At 34.3% G+C, this 18,304-nt stretch carries 8 protein-coding genes; all 8 read left to right on the top strand.

The genetic code is table 11. From position 1 onward, the window contains the following. Positions 1 to 2: 2 nt before the first annotated feature. Genes QZ574_RS00110 through QZ574_RS00075 form a run of 8 tightly spaced genes read left to right on the top strand, consistent with a single transcriptional unit; the run spans position 3 to position 18,300 of the window. Entirely contained in the window at positions 3 to 1,976 is a 1,974-nt protein-coding gene (locus QZ574_RS00110) for an N-6 DNA methylase (protein WP_297085449.1), read from the top strand. Next, positions 1,973 to 3,331, top strand: coding sequence for a hypothetical protein (locus QZ574_RS00105; protein WP_297085447.1), 1,359 nt, complete (start codon positions 1,973 to 1,975; stop codon positions 3,329 to 3,331). The genes QZ574_RS00110 and QZ574_RS00105 overlap by 4 nt, the downstream gene beginning before the upstream one ends. Next, a complete protein-coding gene (locus QZ574_RS00100) occupies positions 3,319 to 7,410 on the top strand; it encodes a serine/threonine protein kinase (protein WP_297085446.1) in 4,092 nt (1,363 codons plus the stop codon). Before QZ574_RS00105 ends, QZ574_RS00100 begins: the two co-directional genes overlap by 13 nt. Positions 7,411 to 7,412: 2 nt before the next feature. After that, positions 7,413 to 8,978, top strand: a complete 1,566-nt coding sequence (locus tag QZ574_RS00095) for a hypothetical protein (protein WP_297085443.1) — start codon at positions 7,413 to 7,415, stop codon at positions 8,976 to 8,978. Between the two features lie 12 nt (positions 8,979 to 8,990). Further along, positions 8,991 to 14,426, top strand: a complete 5,436-nt coding sequence (locus QZ574_RS00090; RefSeq protein WP_297085441.1) for an ATP-binding protein — start codon at positions 8,991 to 8,993, stop codon at positions 14,424 to 14,426. Beyond that, on the top strand, positions 14,426 to 15,121 hold the full coding sequence (locus QZ574_RS00085; RefSeq protein ID WP_297085439.1) for a protein phosphatase 2C domain-containing protein: 696 nt from the start codon (positions 14,426 to 14,428) through the stop codon (positions 15,119 to 15,121). The genes QZ574_RS00090 and QZ574_RS00085 overlap by 1 nt, the downstream gene beginning before the upstream one ends. A 21-nt stretch (positions 15,122 to 15,142) precedes the next feature. Beyond that, positions 15,143 to 15,412 carry a hypothetical protein gene (locus QZ574_RS00080; RefSeq protein WP_297085437.1) on the top strand — a complete coding sequence of 90 codons (270 nt, stop codon included), beginning with the start codon at positions 15,143 to 15,145 and terminating at the stop codon, positions 15,410 to 15,412. Further along, positions 15,409 to 18,300 carry a helicase-related protein gene (locus tag QZ574_RS00075; protein ID WP_297085435.1) on the top strand — a complete coding sequence of 964 codons (2,892 nt, stop codon included), beginning with the start codon at positions 15,409 to 15,411 and terminating at the stop codon, positions 18,298 to 18,300. The genes QZ574_RS00080 and QZ574_RS00075 overlap by 4 nt, the downstream gene beginning before the upstream one ends. Positions 18,301 to 18,304 lie beyond the last annotated feature (4 nt).

The raw sequence follows: 18,304 nt of genomic DNA, 5'->3' as shown, positions 1-18,304 counted from the left end.
CTATGAGTACCAAAAACATTATTTTAGAAGATAACCAGCTTCTTTGCCAACTAACAGGAACTGTTAAAAAGGTATCGGAAAAGGAGAATAATATTCAGTCTATTATTCGAATGCTTAACGAAGAATATGGATTTGCCATGGACGATATGGCTCGTGATTTTAATATCACTTATGAAGACATGGATACGGGCAAAAACAAAAAACTAAAAGCAGATTTGGTTGTTTTCGACAAGGAAAAAGAACATACCCAAGACAATATTATTCGCCTTTGTGTTATTCACGATGAAAAGGTGAAAGATACCCACGATAAAAAAGGTGTTGAAGCAACCGTAAAAATGGTTTTGTGGGATATTGAAGATTGCGAGTTTGCTCTTTGGAGCAATGGATTAGAATACCATTACATTCAAAAAGTAGAAGACGATTACGGTAACGAAAGTTTTGAAGATATATCAGATTTTCCAGGCGAAGGTGAAACCATCGAAGATATTGACCGCCCCGACCGTTCAAGCGGTAAAGTTCCAGTTAACGATTCATTGGTGCGCACATTTAAACGGTGCCACAACTACATTTATGCCAACGAAGGAAGAACCAAAGATGCGTTCTGGCAACTACTCTATTTAATCTTCTGTAAGCTGTACGATGAAAAGAGACGGTTTATGACCAGTGAGATTGGAGAAAGCTACCGCAGAAAATTTTGGGTGGGGCTAAAAGAAAAAAACACATCAGAGGGGCAAAAAGCAGCAGCCCAAAGAGTAAAAGAATTATTCACTGAATTAAAAACTAAGGATATTTTTTCGGAAGTTTTTGATGGGAATGAGGTAATTGGTTTAACGGATAAAGGAATAGCAACAATTGCTGGCGAGTTAGCAAAGTACTCTTTTTTAGATGCCAGTGTTGATGTTAAAGGAATGGCTTACGAAACCATTGTATCGAACACTTTAAAGCAAGCGCAGGGACAATTCTTTACACCACGAAATGTGATAAAGGCGATGGTAGAAATGATGAATCCCGATGAGAATATGCGAATTCTCGACCCTGCATGTGGCTCGGGTGGATTTTTGGTTATGGCTCTTGACCATGTACGAAGAAAATTAGCTAAGAAGGTTTACCCCGAAAAGGAAGGTCCGTTGTTAGAAGCTATGTATAATTCTACTGAGATTAACGAGATGGTGAGGAATTATGCAGAGAAAAATGTGTTTGGTTTCGATTTTGACCCTGACTTAAAAAAAGCAGCTCGAATGAACATGGTAATGGCTGGTGATGGTCATGCCAACATATTTCATATCAACTCACTCGGCTATCCTATATCTGATAACACAGATGAGTTGGATAAGATACAATCAGCAGTTAATAACAGTACAAAGGGACAAACAGGATTTGAATATAATGATGCAAGGGGTAAGTTCGATTTAATTTTTACAAACCCACCATTTGGAGCAAAAGTGCAAGTTGATCCTGAAATTTCTAAAAACTACTTCCTTTCAAGATTTAGTGTTGCACCAGAGGTGCTGTTTATTGAGGCTTGTTATAATTACCTAAAAGAAGGCGGAAGAATGGCTATTGTATTACCAGATGGAATCTTGGGAAATCCCAATATGATATCAGTGAGAGAATGGATATTGGAAAATTTCAAGTTATTAGCTTCGATTGACTTACCTGTTGAAGCATTCTTGCCACAAGTTGGAGTTCAATCTTCTTTATTGTTTTTGCAGAAAAAAACTCAGGAACAAATTGATATAGCTCTTGCTGAAAAAGAGAATTATGATGTTTTTATGGCGATTGTTGAAAAGGTTGGAAAAGACAGAAGAGGTGTTCCTGTTTATATAAGGGATGAGGATGGCTCAGAGGTTTTATTTGAAGAAACAAAGCGATATTTAATAAAAGGAGAAGAGCGCTCAAGAATTGAAAAAGTAAAAATGCTGGATGATGATTTACCAAAAGTTTCATCAGAGTATCTATTAACAAGAGCCTTATGAAATCAGGAATAATAAAATTAGAACATATTCAAGAGGCCCAAAGGCTTTCTCCCAAATATCATTTAAGTGAAGGAGAAGTTTATTTAAGAAAGATAGCCTCTCACCAACATGAAACATTAGATTTTTTGACAGAATCTATATCTAACATAGGAGTCAACAAGCGAATTTTTGTACTAAAAAAAGATTTTGGAATACCTTTTATATCAAATACTACAATTGGAAATATTAATCCCCTTGAGAGTATTAAGTATTTATCCAAAAAATATCATGGGAATTCACAAAGATTAGTAGAAGACGGAATGATATTAATGGCAGGAATAGGCTCAACCTCTGTTGGAGATGTAAATTATGCTAATTCTTTAATTCAAGGTTCTTTAACTCCGATCGGAAATGTCATTAGAATCAAGACAAATAAGAAAATTCTTAGTGGTTATTTATATGCATTTCTAAAATCCAAAATTGGATATTCAATTATCAGAAGGCTTGTATCAGGCTCAGGTCAAACCTATTTAGACCCAACAACAGTTTCTAAAATAATCATTCCATTACTTCATGAAGATATCTATGAACAAGCTCACCATTTAATTGTAGAGGTTGCCAGACTTAGGGTTAAAGCAGTTAATTTATTAAGTGAAGCAGTTGCTAACTTTGAAAAATTCAATATAGATTATTCTTATGGCGACCATCTTATTAAAAACATATCATTAAATGATATTAAAAATAAGAACTTCCGATTTGATGCATTGCATGGAATTGTTAATGAGAAAATTGAAAATTCAATATTTAATTCAAATGCTGAATTTAAAACCATAAAAAGTCAAAGTGTAAAAATATTTATAGGTCCAAGGACAAAACGCAATTACCTTGATAAAGGTGTTCCTTTCTTATCAACCACTGCCATGCAGAAGGCGAACCCGACAAATGTTGAAAAGCACATTAGTAAGAAGATAGCATCGGATTTTCAAGTAAAAAAAGGATACATACTAACTACAAGAAGCGGAACCTTGGGTGATACAATAATTGCATTACCTTCCATTGATAATTATGCTGTTTCAGAGGATGCGATAAGAATTCTCTTAAAACAAGATGCAGAAATTTCTTCAGAGTATTTATTTGCTTTTCTAAAATCGGATATAGGAAAGAACTCGTTATTATCAGGAGCATATGGTTCTGTGATTCAACATATAAATGAAGAATATGTTGGTGAGATTAAGGTGCCTATTTTACCATCAGAGACCTATAATAAAATTGTCACTAACATAAAAGCTCATATTCAATTGCTGGACAAGGCAATTAATTTAGAAAATGAAGCAATTAATCTAATTGAAACAGAAATAGACTCATGGCAAAACTAATTAAACCTCCCTTTTTCACAGATGTAGTGCGAGAAGGCGAAAAACGCTTGCTTACATTTTTAGAAATAAAACTTCCAGAGGATTATTTTTTAATACCCAATGTGGAAATGGTTTCCACCAATCCACGAAACCACCGCACACAATATTGGGAATACGATATTTTGGTGGTGGCTCCCCACGCCATTTATAACATTGAAAATAAAGATTGGCGTGGACGATTGGAAGGCGATGATAATTACTGGTATTTAAACGACAGGCAACGTCCGAATCCCGTTAAGCTAAACCGTCTAAAAACCAATATTCTACATTCTAAACTGGAAGAGTATCGTGTACCGTGGGGTAAAATCTGGGTGCAGAATATGGTTACGCTATCGCACCCTTACCAAAATAAATCGGGTTTATGGGGCGATGCCGCCAATATCACTTTCCTATTAGATGATGACCTGATTAAATTCCTAACAACACCAGAGCTATCAGGTATAAGAGCAAGTGGTGTTGACTTTAACCAACAAGAAGTAGCTGAATTTTTAGCAGGTGCGCAGTCCGACAAAGACCCAAGTGAGAAAAAAGAAGTATTGATATACGAAATACTGGAAATACTCGACCGAGAAGAAAACTACACGGAATATTTGTGTAAACCGAAAGATGTAACTTCATCTATTCGGATGCGGGTAAAAGAATATGCCTTGAGTATTGCTGGCTTATCGCCTGAAGAGCTTCGTGTGCGTGAAGACCAGATTAAGAATCAGTACAAAGCACTTAATAAAATCAAGGTTAAGAACTTCTTTCAGTCGGTTAAGTTCGATTTTGACGATGAAAACCACTATTTCTACGAAATAACCGACTTTTTAGATGAAAGCACCTTACGAGCCGAACTTAAAAAGAACACTTTTACTACCGAGCAACGCTTAAATATTATTTCAAATATTATTGCTGCCTTAAAAGAAGCGCATAAAGAAAGTATATTCCACAGGGACATTAATCCTGACAACATTTTTATGTACGGTGGTTATGCTTATCTGGGTAACTTTGGCAAAGCCTATTTTGCCGACCATTCGGAAGACGGTTACACAGTTATGGCAACGCTCTCGGAGCTTAATGTAACACCTTATCATGCATTTGAGTTACTGAGCAAAGATGCATCAAGAGCTTCGGATATATATTCATTAGGCGTACTCATTTATGAGTTGTTCACGGGTAAAGTTCCTGTGAAATCCCCAATTGAATTAGATAAGCTTGGCGGTAAACTACCCGATGAATTGTTACCAACTCACATTAATTCCAATTTACCGAAATGGCTTGATGAGCTTTGCCATAAAACAATATTGGTAGATGACGAAAAGCGTTTTGATAATCTGGAGGAGCTTGAAGATTTTATTAAAAAAGCCAACCAGCAAGACAGTGTAATAATTGTAGAAAAAGAAAAGCCAAAGGAAGAACCTACTGACGATTTTTATGAATTAAAGATTGGTGATAGCATTGGGGTGAACACCATACAAAAGGAATTGGGCAAAGGTGGTTATTCAAAAGTGTTTAAAGTTCAACACGGTTTGCAAGGGAAAGTATTTGCCTTAAAACTGTTCCATGAAAGTGTTAGTTTAAATACGGTTATTGACGAATACAATGCTTTAAAAGAATTAAAGCATCCGAATATTGTAAAATTCGAATGGAACGACCGTTACAATGGGCAGTTTTATACATTAATGGAGTTCTTGGATGGCGAAGATTTAAGCAGCTACATTCGTAGTGAATTAAACTTGCCCACAAGCAAAATATATCAATTGGGAACAGAAATTTTGTCGGCATTGGTAACCATGCAAAAGCAAAACCCACCATTGATACACCGAGATATAAAACCACAGAATATTATTTGGGATAACAAAAAACGATTTGTTCTTATTGATTTTAATGTTGCCTCAGTTTTCGAAGGCAGCAACGATTATGTTGGTACCAACCCATACATTGCTCCCGATTTGGTACAGACCAGCATGAAAGTGAAGTGGGATACTTCGGCTGACCCATTTGCTTTAGGTATCACTTTGTACCAATTGGCATGTAAATCTCATCCATGGAAAAACAAGATACCATCACAAAGCCAAACGCCAGTTCATCCGCAAGAACATAATTCAAAGCTATCGGATGATTTTGCTGCGTTTTTATTCAAAAGCATTCAGGCTAAAAAACAAAATCGGTTTGCAAGTGCAAATGAAATGCTGGAAGCACTTGAAAAAATTGACTCCACCCAACTTTTAAAATCTGATGAACCTGAAGATACAGGAACAATCATAAAAGTTGATAAAGAAGGTAATGAAGAAAACTTTGTCGATTACCTGAACTCCTTATACAGCCAGTCAAAAAGTGGCAATGCTGGCACACGAGCAAAATTACAAAGTTCAGCTTTCGACAAGTTAACCTATGTAAATACTAAATTAGATACTACTCTGTTGCCGTCTATTTTGGATGGAGAATATAAGCTGGTAATTATCACAGGTAATGCTGGTGATGGTAAAACAGCATTCATTAAAAAAATTGAAGAAAAAGCAGATTCGGGACAACGCTTAGAAAACAACAATGGAGCTTCGTTTAAAATTAAAGGAGTTAATTATTTAAGCAATTACGATGGTTCGCAAGATGAAGATGAAAAAGCAAATGAACAGGTATTAGAAGAGTTCTTCACACCATTTGAAAATGCCACTGAATTTGATTCTGCCAGCGAAGGACGGATAATTGCGATTAACGAAGGGCGTCTTGCTGATTTTCTGACAAAATCAGGCAAGCATGAAACACTGGAAAAAACCATCGAAGATTTCTTCCACGAAGACGGTAATACCAAGTTGCCTGAAGGTTTATTGATAATCAATTTGAATTTGAGGTCGGTGGTTGCATCTAACGCAACGAATGGCGAAAACAGTATTCTTCGTAAACAGATTGAAAAAATTGCAGCACCCTCGTTGTGGAAAAAGTGTGAGTCGTGCCAGATGAATGGGAAATGTTTTATGCAATTTAATGTTCAATCGTTAAACGACCCATCGGCAGGGAATGAGATTATAAGACGTTTAGAGTGGTTATTGCGAACTATCAGTTACAAAAGAGAGTTGCATATAACAATTCGTGATTTGCGTTCATTTGTCGCCTGGATGATTACCAGAGACTATCGTTGCGATGAAGTTGAGTCTTTGTATGAAAACAGCTTGGATGAGCCGCATACTTACTGGGATTTACTTTATTTCAACATCTCGGCTCCACAAAAAGATGCAGCATCAAATGACCGATTAATAAAACTTGTTCGTGAGACAGATGTAGCATCAACAGCAGTTCCATCGGTTGATAGGGACTTGTATTTTGCACCACATAAACCTTCCGCTTTTATCTCGTTTGAGCATCGCAAAATTGATATGGTTGAAATATTCAACGACTATAAAATGGTGCTTCCTGTTTATGAACAGGATGCTAAAAGCAGAGAGCTTGTAAAATTAATGCATCGTAATTATCGAAGACACCATTATTTCGAAGGTAAAAAGATGTATGAAGGAAGACTCCCTTATCAATCGGTTTACAACTTCTTTAACTTAATAGGTGATGATAGCCCTGAGAAGATTGAAAAAGCAACATTCGGAATATCGAAAGCCATTGCTCTTAACGAAGGATGCGATAATCTTTCGGCATACAACAGTTATATTTTGCTTTCATCTTCGCAAATAAAAGACCCAATTGGAAAGTCGTTTAGACGCTTCCCAATATCTGACTTTGAGTTGAAAGTAAAGAAACCATCACACTTAACAAGGTATTTAGAATATGAACCTGATAGTTTAATATTCAGGCATACGAACCCAAATCACCACCATGTTAAGCTGACTATTACTTTGGATTTATATGAGATGCTTGATTTTATAGGAAAAGGATTTAGCCCATCGCTCAATGATTTGCGAGGTAGATACATTGAACTACAGATATTTAAAAACTTGCTTGAAAATCTGGATTACGATGAAGTTATTATCACGAAAGATAATCTTGATTTTTATCGAATTAGTAAACAAAACGGAGGTAAATTAAAACTGGAAACTGTTAAACTGAACTAATTATGGCAATCAAGTTAGGTAAAACCGATTCAATATTTCGTAACGAATTAATATTCACCGTTGATGCAAAAGCGGTAAACATTGATAACACACTGGTAAATCTATTTATTCTTTTACAATACAATGGCGTAAGACCAAGAGCAAAACGAGCTGAAAGAAAACGAATAGATTTTGAGTCGCTGCATAAAATTATTTCGGGACTTGAAAATGATGGTTCCATTGAAGGATTTAAAGATGAACCAGAAGCTGCCAATTTATGGTTACGAGCTAATTTGGTTAACCTTGTATATCGGGGCAAATCAGATAAAGAAAAAGTTTCTTCGCTGCGACCAATTCATTTGGAAAGTTATAAGCTACGAAATGCGAAAAACACAAGGGACTATATTACGGCAGAGCAAGTATATCTGATGCTTTCTCAAAGACCTAAGATTAGAGAAGAACTTAAGAAATACTTGGGTCAAGGCTGGGATGGTACCAAAAAGGAAATTAATAAAAACGAAAAATTGGATGTAGATACATTAGGTATTTTACATTTGATAAAAACTGTACCAGTAACAGCATTAAAAAGTGCTGATACCATAAATAAAATCAAACCAATTTTTAAGGGGCAGTCAGAGTTGTTTTGTGATGATATTAGAAGACTACTGGCCTATAAGAAAAGCATTCCAAGGAATGTTCTTATTGATTACATAAAGAATATCATTTCATTCCATTTAGCGCTTTATATACAGAAGCTTATTGCTTTTCTCCCTCATATTGTCGATAAAGGTACCATCGACATTGAAGATGATTGGAATGTTACTGTTGATATGTCGGGCAGCTATGAGAATAAGATTTCAAACTTGGCAACTAAAGATGCCGAATTGATGAATAATCGGATTTATGATTATTTAAAAGCTACTTTCAAAATAAATGCGTGCCTTGGCTATTTAGGTTTAGATAAAACCGATTCTGCGAATCTCCATCAATGTCTTAAGATATTACAAAATAAACCAGATGATTTTGAAATATATTTTCGAAGGAAATGGAACGATGATATTATTGGGAGTTTGGGAACTTCGGAAGAAGCTAAAGAAGACAAGGAACTATTAGAAGAACTCACTCAATACGAAGACAGTTTTTTTGACAAATATATAGCTGTGCTTGTTAAGTTTAAAGGAGGTTACCAATATAGGTACCACAACCAACTTATCGACAATCTTGCTCAAAAGAATAATGAAAGAGGATTTATGGCATCGGGCAGAAGCCGAAAACATCCAAGAAAGTATGTAATAGGAACCAAGCTCTTAGAAACCCTTGTTCAAATTCTTGTATTGGAAGTTGAAGGTGGTCATTTTACGACCAAATCACTTTCTATAGATAGGTTGACTGAGGCAATTCGTGAAAGGTATGGTTTAGTTATAAATGGCATTAATGAAGAACGATTTAAAGATGCAGACTTAAATACAAACCTTGCTTTTAAAGAAAATATGGATGCATTAAAAAATAAACTTCGCCAGATAGGATTTTACGATGATTTGAGTGATGCATATATTTTACAAAAGGTTAGACCTCGTTACGACATTTAAACAGCACACAGTATGAATTACATTGAAAGATATTATACACGAATTATTGCTTTGGTTTCGGAGTTGTACCACGATGAATTTGTAAAAACAACCCCAGGTCACTGTATGAAAATTACAGGGCTAAGAAAAACTGAATTAGAAGTTCTATGGGAAGATATTGTAAGCAAATATCCTCATATTAATACTTTTATTGTTTCGAGTAATGGCGAGGTTGACAACACTAAGTTTATAAGTGCAACTAAGCTAATTGAGCTACGAAACAGCGAAGAACAGCCTTTGCTTATCTTGATTCCTGCCAATAGCAGAACGGCAGCAGAAGATTCGTATGGTAATGCCACTTTTAAAGAAATAAACCTTGAAGCTGTAGAAACAGAACTACTCAAAAGGTTGCGAGAGAATACACCTGCAGAGTATAAAAAATCTATTGAAACCATATTAAAACATCCTTTTGCGCACGAAATTAGTATTACCGATACCATTAATTTCTTGTTACATATTGAGGAAAATGGTTACGAAAAACAGCAGATTGGTGATTCATTGTTTCTACTACACTTATTGCCAGATTCGTCACTTCTTAACGACAAGGCAAAAGTAAGGTCAAGGTTAAACCTAAATATGCAATGCACCGAAGACATCTGCAATTTCAGCAAACCTGTTTTCGACCGAATTTCAGATTTGCCAGTTGATAAGAATACTATACAGTCTTCGGTTATTAAACTTTACAACAAATACCCAGAGCAAAAAGAACGTAATAAGATTGTTGAGTTAGTTGCGCAGAAACAAGATGAACTTAATTTTTCGAATTGGCCTATTGCCGAGGTAAATCCAGAAGAGTTTGAACTATTTGTTGATGATGTAATATCACGAGAGTTTGTTACTGATGATGGGCAGAAAGTATTAAGATTTAAAGGCGACAAGGTTAAGAAAGTAAATGTAAAAATCAGAACAGAACCCAAACCAATTGAGTTAGAAGATGTGAGATTCTTCCGCATTTTATTAATGCAGGTTGATGGGGCTTCGGGAACTGAAGTTGCTGAGCTTCGCAAAATGAAAAAAACAGCAACCCAGCAGAAAACAAGAAAGGCCCAAGTTGAATTAGACCCAACGATAATTGAAGAAGGTTCGTATTTCTTTCGAGTAATTGCAGAGGACGAAACAGGTGCGAGACTAAACATCAGAGATAAATTTAAAGACTCTAAAGTTCAAAGGCAATGGGAAGAAGAAGTTGAGGAGATTCAGAAGTCGGAGCTTACTGATGAAGAAAAAAAAGAAAAGATAAATGAACTTTTAGAATACGAATATCAATTTAAACGAACTTGCGATTCTGAAGATTTTGATTTTGAATTGGATGAAGGAGATGCAGATGAACCAAGAATCCGTAAAGAAAAAATCAGAAACCGATTACAAGCTTACTTTGCATTTAGAATTGACCAATTAAAAAAGGAAGAAGAGCTATCAATACCACAACTTGAAGCGGAATCGGGTTTATGGCTCAACGATAGCCCTACAAAACTTGATGCAACCTATTACCTGAAATATAGTAACAGCCATAATTACCAAATTAATATTCCAAACAAGTTACGGCTTCTGGAATGGCTTATTTTAGAGAATCCTCAGGAATATGGCCGTTTAGATGTACTTACCAGAAATGATGCACAGGCAATAGATTTTAAATCAAGTGTTTTTAAGCCATCTACTTTAGCAAATCACTTTCTGCCAGAAGTACTACGAACCAAAAGAGAGGAGCTATTTAAAGCCATTTTAAATTCGGCAGAGGATGAGAAAGGTATTTTTGAGTCTTTTGATTTTTACAATCACGCTGATTTGGTACAAGAATACCTTACTTTATTTACTCAATGGACCTCGGAATTGAAAGATAGGCTTGCCGAGTTGGAGAACATTGAAGATGAAGAAAGAATTGAGCTTCAGAATCTATTTGTTGAGCTTCAAAATATTGATACGGTGCATATTAAAATGCGTTTACCCAATCAAACACCAATTGAGCTTCAACTATTAACACCACTTCATCCTCTTCGCCTTACTTGGCACTTGCAGTTGTTTCATTTATATACCGACTGGGAACAAAAAACAATTAATTTTTCAGGCCATTTGAAAGAATGGAAAAACTTGGAAGACTATTTTAGTGGAACCATCTTCCCTGAGAATAATCCTCTGGCAATCATTGGTTACAAGGATTCAACTCCATATCAATATGCAGGAGAGTTATTTCATAATTGGGGCATCTATATTAAACCCAAATTTATTCAAGAGGACAATACTTTCGCTTCGATAAACCGACAAGTAACAACTTACCTAAGAAACATTTTAAATATTTATAGCGAAAATTATGTGGATACGGACATCAATAAAGCAATGATTGTTCGGCATCTGAAAAACTACATAAACCAGCATCCATATATCGACAAGCTGATAATAAATCTTTTTAATGCTGGTGATGCTGTTGTATTTGCCAATTCGTTGGTAGAACTCGAAAAATTCAAAGAGTACAGCCACATTTCGTATGAAGTCCGATTATTTAGAGGCAGGGATAATATTATTAATCATGGCGAAGGTTTAAAGGAACTTATTAATCCAGAGTCAAATATTTCGGAAGAAGCTGAATCTTTCTCTCAACAGTCTTTAAATAGACTATTACCAAAGTTGAGGTTTTCTGTATCACCCATCTCTGATTTTCTGGAAGACCCAATTAAATATTCTTCGCATATTAGCTTCTTAGTTAACCTATTCCCCGTAAGTACACAGCTGCTGCGAGTAAAAGGGGAACATTCTAATTTCTTTATGAATGGTGTAATAACAGCACCAAGCATTCAGGTTGATGAAACCTCGGCTGAGATTAAATGGAATCGTTTCATTTATTCAAATCGAATAAGTAACCCGATTAACAGTTTTACAAATACGGGTATTGAGCTTTTTGATAATATTCAAACATTTACAGCGGGAGCCTTATCAAACAAAATATCTGATTCACTTCCATCAACCCAATTACAATTAAACGAAAAAGATAATGTGCATATATCACTGGTACATGATTATTCTGATTGGGTAATTACTTTCGATAGGAACTTGGGGGCGCAGGCATTCGACCAGCCAAGTAAAGATGGACACATCCCATTTCTTCTTGACTATATTCCAGGTGAAGAAGCAATTGGCATTTCTTCGTTTTTAACAACTCGCCCCAATTCGGAAATACTGGGATTATTGGCACCTCATTTTGAAGAGTTCAATATTAGCATATTGAACGATGATGAGCATGTGGCAACAAGTATTCTGTTAGAAGATTTGAGAGCCATTAGTAGTTCTTTGGTGATGCAAATCAACTCAGGTAAAAACAAAGCTTTTGAAGTGATTGGGTCAGCTTTTGCCAAAAGAGTACTTGAAAAGAAAAAACTATTAAACGAATCGTTTATTATTCCAATTGATTTACACCAGAACCTATTTAATTTAAAAGAGTTTGAAAGCAAAAGTAGAGCTGATAACATGTTGGTTCGCTTTGATGTTGAAAAACGGAAAATCATAATCTCTGTTCTTGAAATAAAATGTAGGTCATCGTTATCGGAAATGGATAAATCTGACCTTAAAATTAAAATTAGAGAACAGATACTTAATACTATAGAAGTTCTGCAATATCACTTTTCACCTGATTACAACTTGTCGGAAGATAGGTTAGACCGTGCATTGAAAAATAAAGAACTTAAATCGTTTCTGAATTTTTATATCGAACGAGCAACTCGATACAACTATCTGGAACCACAGGTGGCACAATTATATCTTGATTTTATTAACACTTTGGACGAAGGGTTCCAGATTGACTTTAAACAGCTTGGATTTATATTTGATTTTGGTTCTTCTGTTAAACACGAAAAAGAATTATACGATGATGAATTAGTTATTTATTCTTTTGGTGAAAAACTTATTGCTGAAATTTTAGACCCTGACTCAGATTTAAATACACGAAGATTAGAGGATTGTGAATTGGAAGCTGATATGCAATTAGAAATTGGTTCTGAATCAAATATCTCTGATTTTATTAAAGGATTAGCAAAACAGGAAAAGAAAGAATATCCAACTGAAGGTGAAGATAGAGCACCAATCTTGGTAGTAAAGGAACCACCAGCAAAAGAAGTGGTACCAGAAACAGAACCTGTTACTTCAGAATCTGGCAAAGAAGACGATGGTGTTATAATTAGTACAGATGACAATGAAGAAGTATCATCATTGCCAGATTTTGACATATTCATTGGAAAGGATAAACCGACCGACCAATACGGAATTTTAGGGCAATCGTTACACGGGAAGAAAATAGCAGTTGATTTAAGCGAAACAAACACGATAAGTTTATTCGGTGTACAAGGCGGTGGAAAAAGTTACTCAATTGGAACAGTCACCGAAATGGTTTTAAAAGAGTTTAAAAATATTAATCACCTCCCATCTCCATTGGCAGGCGTAATTTTCCATTATAGTGAAAGCATGGATTATGAACCTGAATTTACTTCGATGGTTCATCCCAATGATGCCCACAGAGAACTAAAAATATTACTTGAGGACTATAAAGCAGAAGGTGGTTCTATTGATGATGTTGTAATTCTTACGCCAAAAGATAAAGTAGAAGAAAGACAAGAAGAATATCCAAATCTACAGGTGCATCCGATTGCTTTTAACTCAATGGAATTAAATGTACAAGATTGGCTGTTTTTACTCGGTGCAGTTGGTAATGATTCTACCTATGTAAAACAATTAAAGTACATAATGAAAGTCAATCGTAGGAACTTGACTTTAGAGTCAATATCAGAAGGAATTGAAGCTGATGAATTACTTTCTAATGCTCAAAAAGCTCTGGCTCGACAGAAATTAAACTTCGCAAGTGAATATGTTGACGATGATTTTTCATTGAGAGATATACTTCACCCTGAGCGTTTGATTATTGTTGATTTGCGTGATGAGTTCATTGTGAAAGATGAAGCTCTGGGTTTGTTTGTAATCATGCTCAATATTTTCTCGGGCGTAAAATCAGTAAAAAATAAGCGGTTTAACAAGTTTATTGTATTTGACGAAGCTCACAAGTATATGGACAATAAGGCGCTTACCGATAATATTGTGACGGCAATTCGTGAAATGAGGCATAAGGGTGTTTCTATAATGATTGCAAGCCAAGATCCACCAAGTTTGCCAAATGAAATTATTGAATTAAGTAGTATTGTTATAACGCATAAATTTAATAGTCCTCAGTGGTTAAAACATATTCAAAAATCAATTACACAATTGGCAGCATTGCAACCATCAGATTTGTCGGCACTGCGCCCAGGAGAAGCATTTGTTTGGGCAACAAAAGCCACAGATAAATTAATTACTAATAAACCTCAAAAAGTTTATACCCGCCCAAGGGTAACGAAACATGGAGGTGGAACAATTAAGGCAACAGATAATTAATGAAGGTAAACTATTTTACAGTTAAGGGAAGAAGAAAAGAGAATGAAGATTATATTCTTTCGAAATCAATCGAAAAGGATTTGTCTTTACATCTTATTGCAGATGGAATGGGCGGCTATAATAATGGTAGATTAGCAGCTGAAACTGTTGCAAATAAGATATTTGACTATTTGAAGAACAATAAGAATAAAGACAGTAGAATTGAGCTAATAAAGGAATCCGTTGTCGAAGCTAATTCTGCAATTAAAGCCATAGCAACTGATAGTGGGAAATCATTAGGTAGTACAATTGGAGGGTGTTTGATTAATGAAAATAGCGCTATAATATTTTGGGTAGGAGATGTGAAGATTATTCATGTGCGAGACGATAAAATTCAGTTCGAGTCAGAAGACCACTCTTTGATTAATCAGCTAAAGAAAAACGGGAATATAGATAATGGACTTGATTTGGGCTCTATTCGCCATGTGGTTACCAGAAGTATTAAAGGCGAGGAAGATAAGTTTAAACCTGATGTGGCTGAAATAGAGCTACAGCTTTCTGATAAGCTTATTATTTGTTCAGATGGGATACTGGATATTAGTAGTTTAACAGACTTGTCAAAGATTAATTTTAACTCGAAAACCAAACTTGAAAACTTTAAAAATAAGTATGAAAATAATTCGGATAATTCGAGTTTGATTGTTTTGGAGTTTTAATCCCTTTTTAAACCTAAACTTATGGCTAAATTTCAAATTGGAGACTCAGTAATTCATGTTAGCTCAAATGAAAAAGGAATAGTAAAAAAGATATTTCCCCCTGCAAGAGGTCGGCAATTGTACAGTGTTAGCATTAACAATACCATTAAAAATTGTTTGGAAAGTAACTTAATCCCTGATACTGATTTATCTGACCCATTTCAGCGTTTAAGACAAGGTATTTTTGGTTCATTCCTTGATTTCACAAAAATAAACACAAGCTTTAAAATCCTAAACACAAGTAGCAAATGAAAAAGGCAATTTATATTCCTACAGGACAAAATACGATAATTATCAATGAGGTTGAATTGTGTTATGAAATCTTTCTGGATGGGAATTACAAAACTGTTCCTAAAAGTGATGTGAGTATTGCCTCAAATGTGGTACAAATATCATCGTTGGATGAAATTAAAGAAAACATCTTTATTAATTGTGCTAAACACCCTCTTGATGATATCTTATATTCACATAACACAAATCGACTAATACCTGAAAATCACCAATACAAACCACTGATCAAATTTTTGCACTCTCCTAATAATAGAGTTCTAATAGCTGATGAAGTTGGACTAGGAAAGACTATTGAAGCAGGCATGATTTTTAAAGAAATTGATAGTCGAGAAGAATTACGAGTTTCTCTAATAGTGGTACCATCCTCATTAACAATAAAATGGCAAGAGGAATTAAATGTTCGATTTGACGAATATTTCAAAATACTTAATTCAGCTCAATTTATTGCATTAATTGATGAGTTTGACAACTACAGTTCTTCAAAATTAATGAATGAGAAGGTTATAATCAATTACCATACTTTAAGAAATGAAAAAGTAATGGAAAAGCTTTCTATGAGTATGTTTGAGGTTGATTTTTTGGTAATGGACGAAGCACATAATATGAGAAATAGAGACACTTCGACCTTTGAAAGTGCTGAATTGATATCAAGAATATCTGACCATATAATATTTTTAACAGCAACACCCGTTCAAAATAATCTTTCAGATTTATTCAATATACTGTACTTGCTAGATATGGATTATTTTATGGATTACGAATATTTTCTAAATATGATTTCTCCAAATGATGTAATCCACAAAACCATTGCTCTGATTAGAAATGGGAATAGTATTAAAATAGTTAAAGAGTTTATTTTATCGTTGGAAAATAAAAACTTTGAAACAAACTTATTAGAAACATTTCAATCAATTCTAAAGCAAGACAAACTCACAAACCAACTCAAAATTGAATTTATTGATAAACTCTTAAAATCAGACAAATTAAGTTATATTATCAACAGAACTAAAAAGAAAGATGTAGGACGTTTAATTCCAAGAAATGCAAAAACTGCAATTGTTGACATCACAATTGAGGAGCAAGATTTTTATAACGCTGTTATCGAATTTGTTAAGTTTTTAAATCCAGGAACACCTCAAGGTTTTATTAGCATAATGCCAGAAAGAATGGCAAGCTCTTCAATGATTGCTTCATTAGAAAATTTTAGGGAAATAAGAGATTCAGGAAGACTTTTCATACAGGATAATGAAGATGAAGAGGATTATATTGAAATAAGAGAAGAAGCAAAGGAGTTCCTCGACCACATTATTGATAAAGGGGATAAAATTGGAAAAGACGATTCAAAATTCTTAAAATTCATAGAAATACTGGAAGACATAAAGAACCAGAAAATAAATCAACTTATTGTTTTTTCATTTTTCAAGTTTACTCTTAACTACCTTGAAACGAAATTAATTGATTTGGGATACAAAGTCGGAAAAATTCACGGAGATATCCCAGTCGAAGAAAGGTATGCTAAAATAAGACAATTCAAAAATGGAGATTTTGATATTTTACTTTCAAGTGAGGTAGGAAGCGAGGGGCTTGATATGCAGTTTTGCAATGTGATTGTAAATTATGATTTGCCGTGGAATCCGATGAGAGTTGAACAAAGGATAGGTCGAATTGATAGGATTGGGCAAAAATTTGACAAACTGCACATTTTCAACTTATGCATTCAAGGATCTATTGAAGATAGAATCTACAGTCGCCTATACGAAAAGCTTAATATTTTTGAATCAACAATAGGAGAACTGGAACCTATTCTCGGTAATTTAGAGAAACATATAAACATTCCCGAATTAATTAATCTAACTCAAAAAGAAATTGATGAGGTACTTCATCTTAAAGAATTAGCAATTAAACGTAAGGAAATTGAGATAAAACAGCAAAATAAGGATGTTGAAAAGCTCATTAGTGATGACTATAAGCTTGACGATAAAAAGGAAAATTTACTACAGACAAAAAAAGTTGAAAACTTGCAGAAAATAACTAAAACAATATTTGTAAACTTCCTAACTGACAATAGCATTCCTTATTCCGAATTAAAAGGCGGATTTTTTAAGATTTCATCTAGCAATTTTAAGGTTCTTTTCAATATTCTTAGAACAAATATGAGTGACAAAAAATCAAATACTCATAAGTATAATGAAGAAAGAACAGTACTGCAAAAAATTCACAAATACAGAGATTTAACAGTTAGCTTTACCTCAAACTATAACGAAAATTTTCAGATATTATATTTGAACATAAATAGTCCAATAATTGGTATTATAACAAAAGATAAAAATTATAAAACCTTGTATTCAAATTTTAAAAGCAATCTCTACAGCGATAAATATGCTGTTATTTACAGGGTTGATTTTAAACAAAAGAAAATTAAATCTTACATTAAAACTTTGATAATTAACAAAGATTACTCTCTGTTTGAGGAGATTGACTATTTTGATTTTATCGAAAAATGCGAGGAAAGTAGTGTAGTTGATTCTATTGATTTTGAAAGTATTAAAAATGAAATTACGACAGTGGTTATTGATAGTATTAATCGGCAGGAACAAGACATATCTGAAAATTACAATGCTCTAATTGATGTTAAATTGGAATCAATAAACGAACATTTTAATAAGCAAATAAACAGGGCGAAGCGCATAAGAGATAAAGTTCAACAACAAGATATCAACAGGATGAGAGTTGCTGAGATTGATAATCTTGAAGCTCAGAAAAAAAGCAAAATTGAGTTACTACTTAAACAGAAAAAGACAAGTAGTAGTTTTGAGATCCTTTCTATAATTAATTTTTCAAAGTCATAATGTG

The sequence above is a fragment of the uncultured Draconibacterium sp. genome (genome assembly GCF_913063105.1).
Classification (GTDB): domain Bacteria; phylum Bacteroidota; class Bacteroidia; order Bacteroidales; family Prolixibacteraceae; genus Draconibacterium.
Note: the sequence above shows the minus strand (reverse complement) of the source record. Positions and strands in the feature narration are given on the sequence as shown.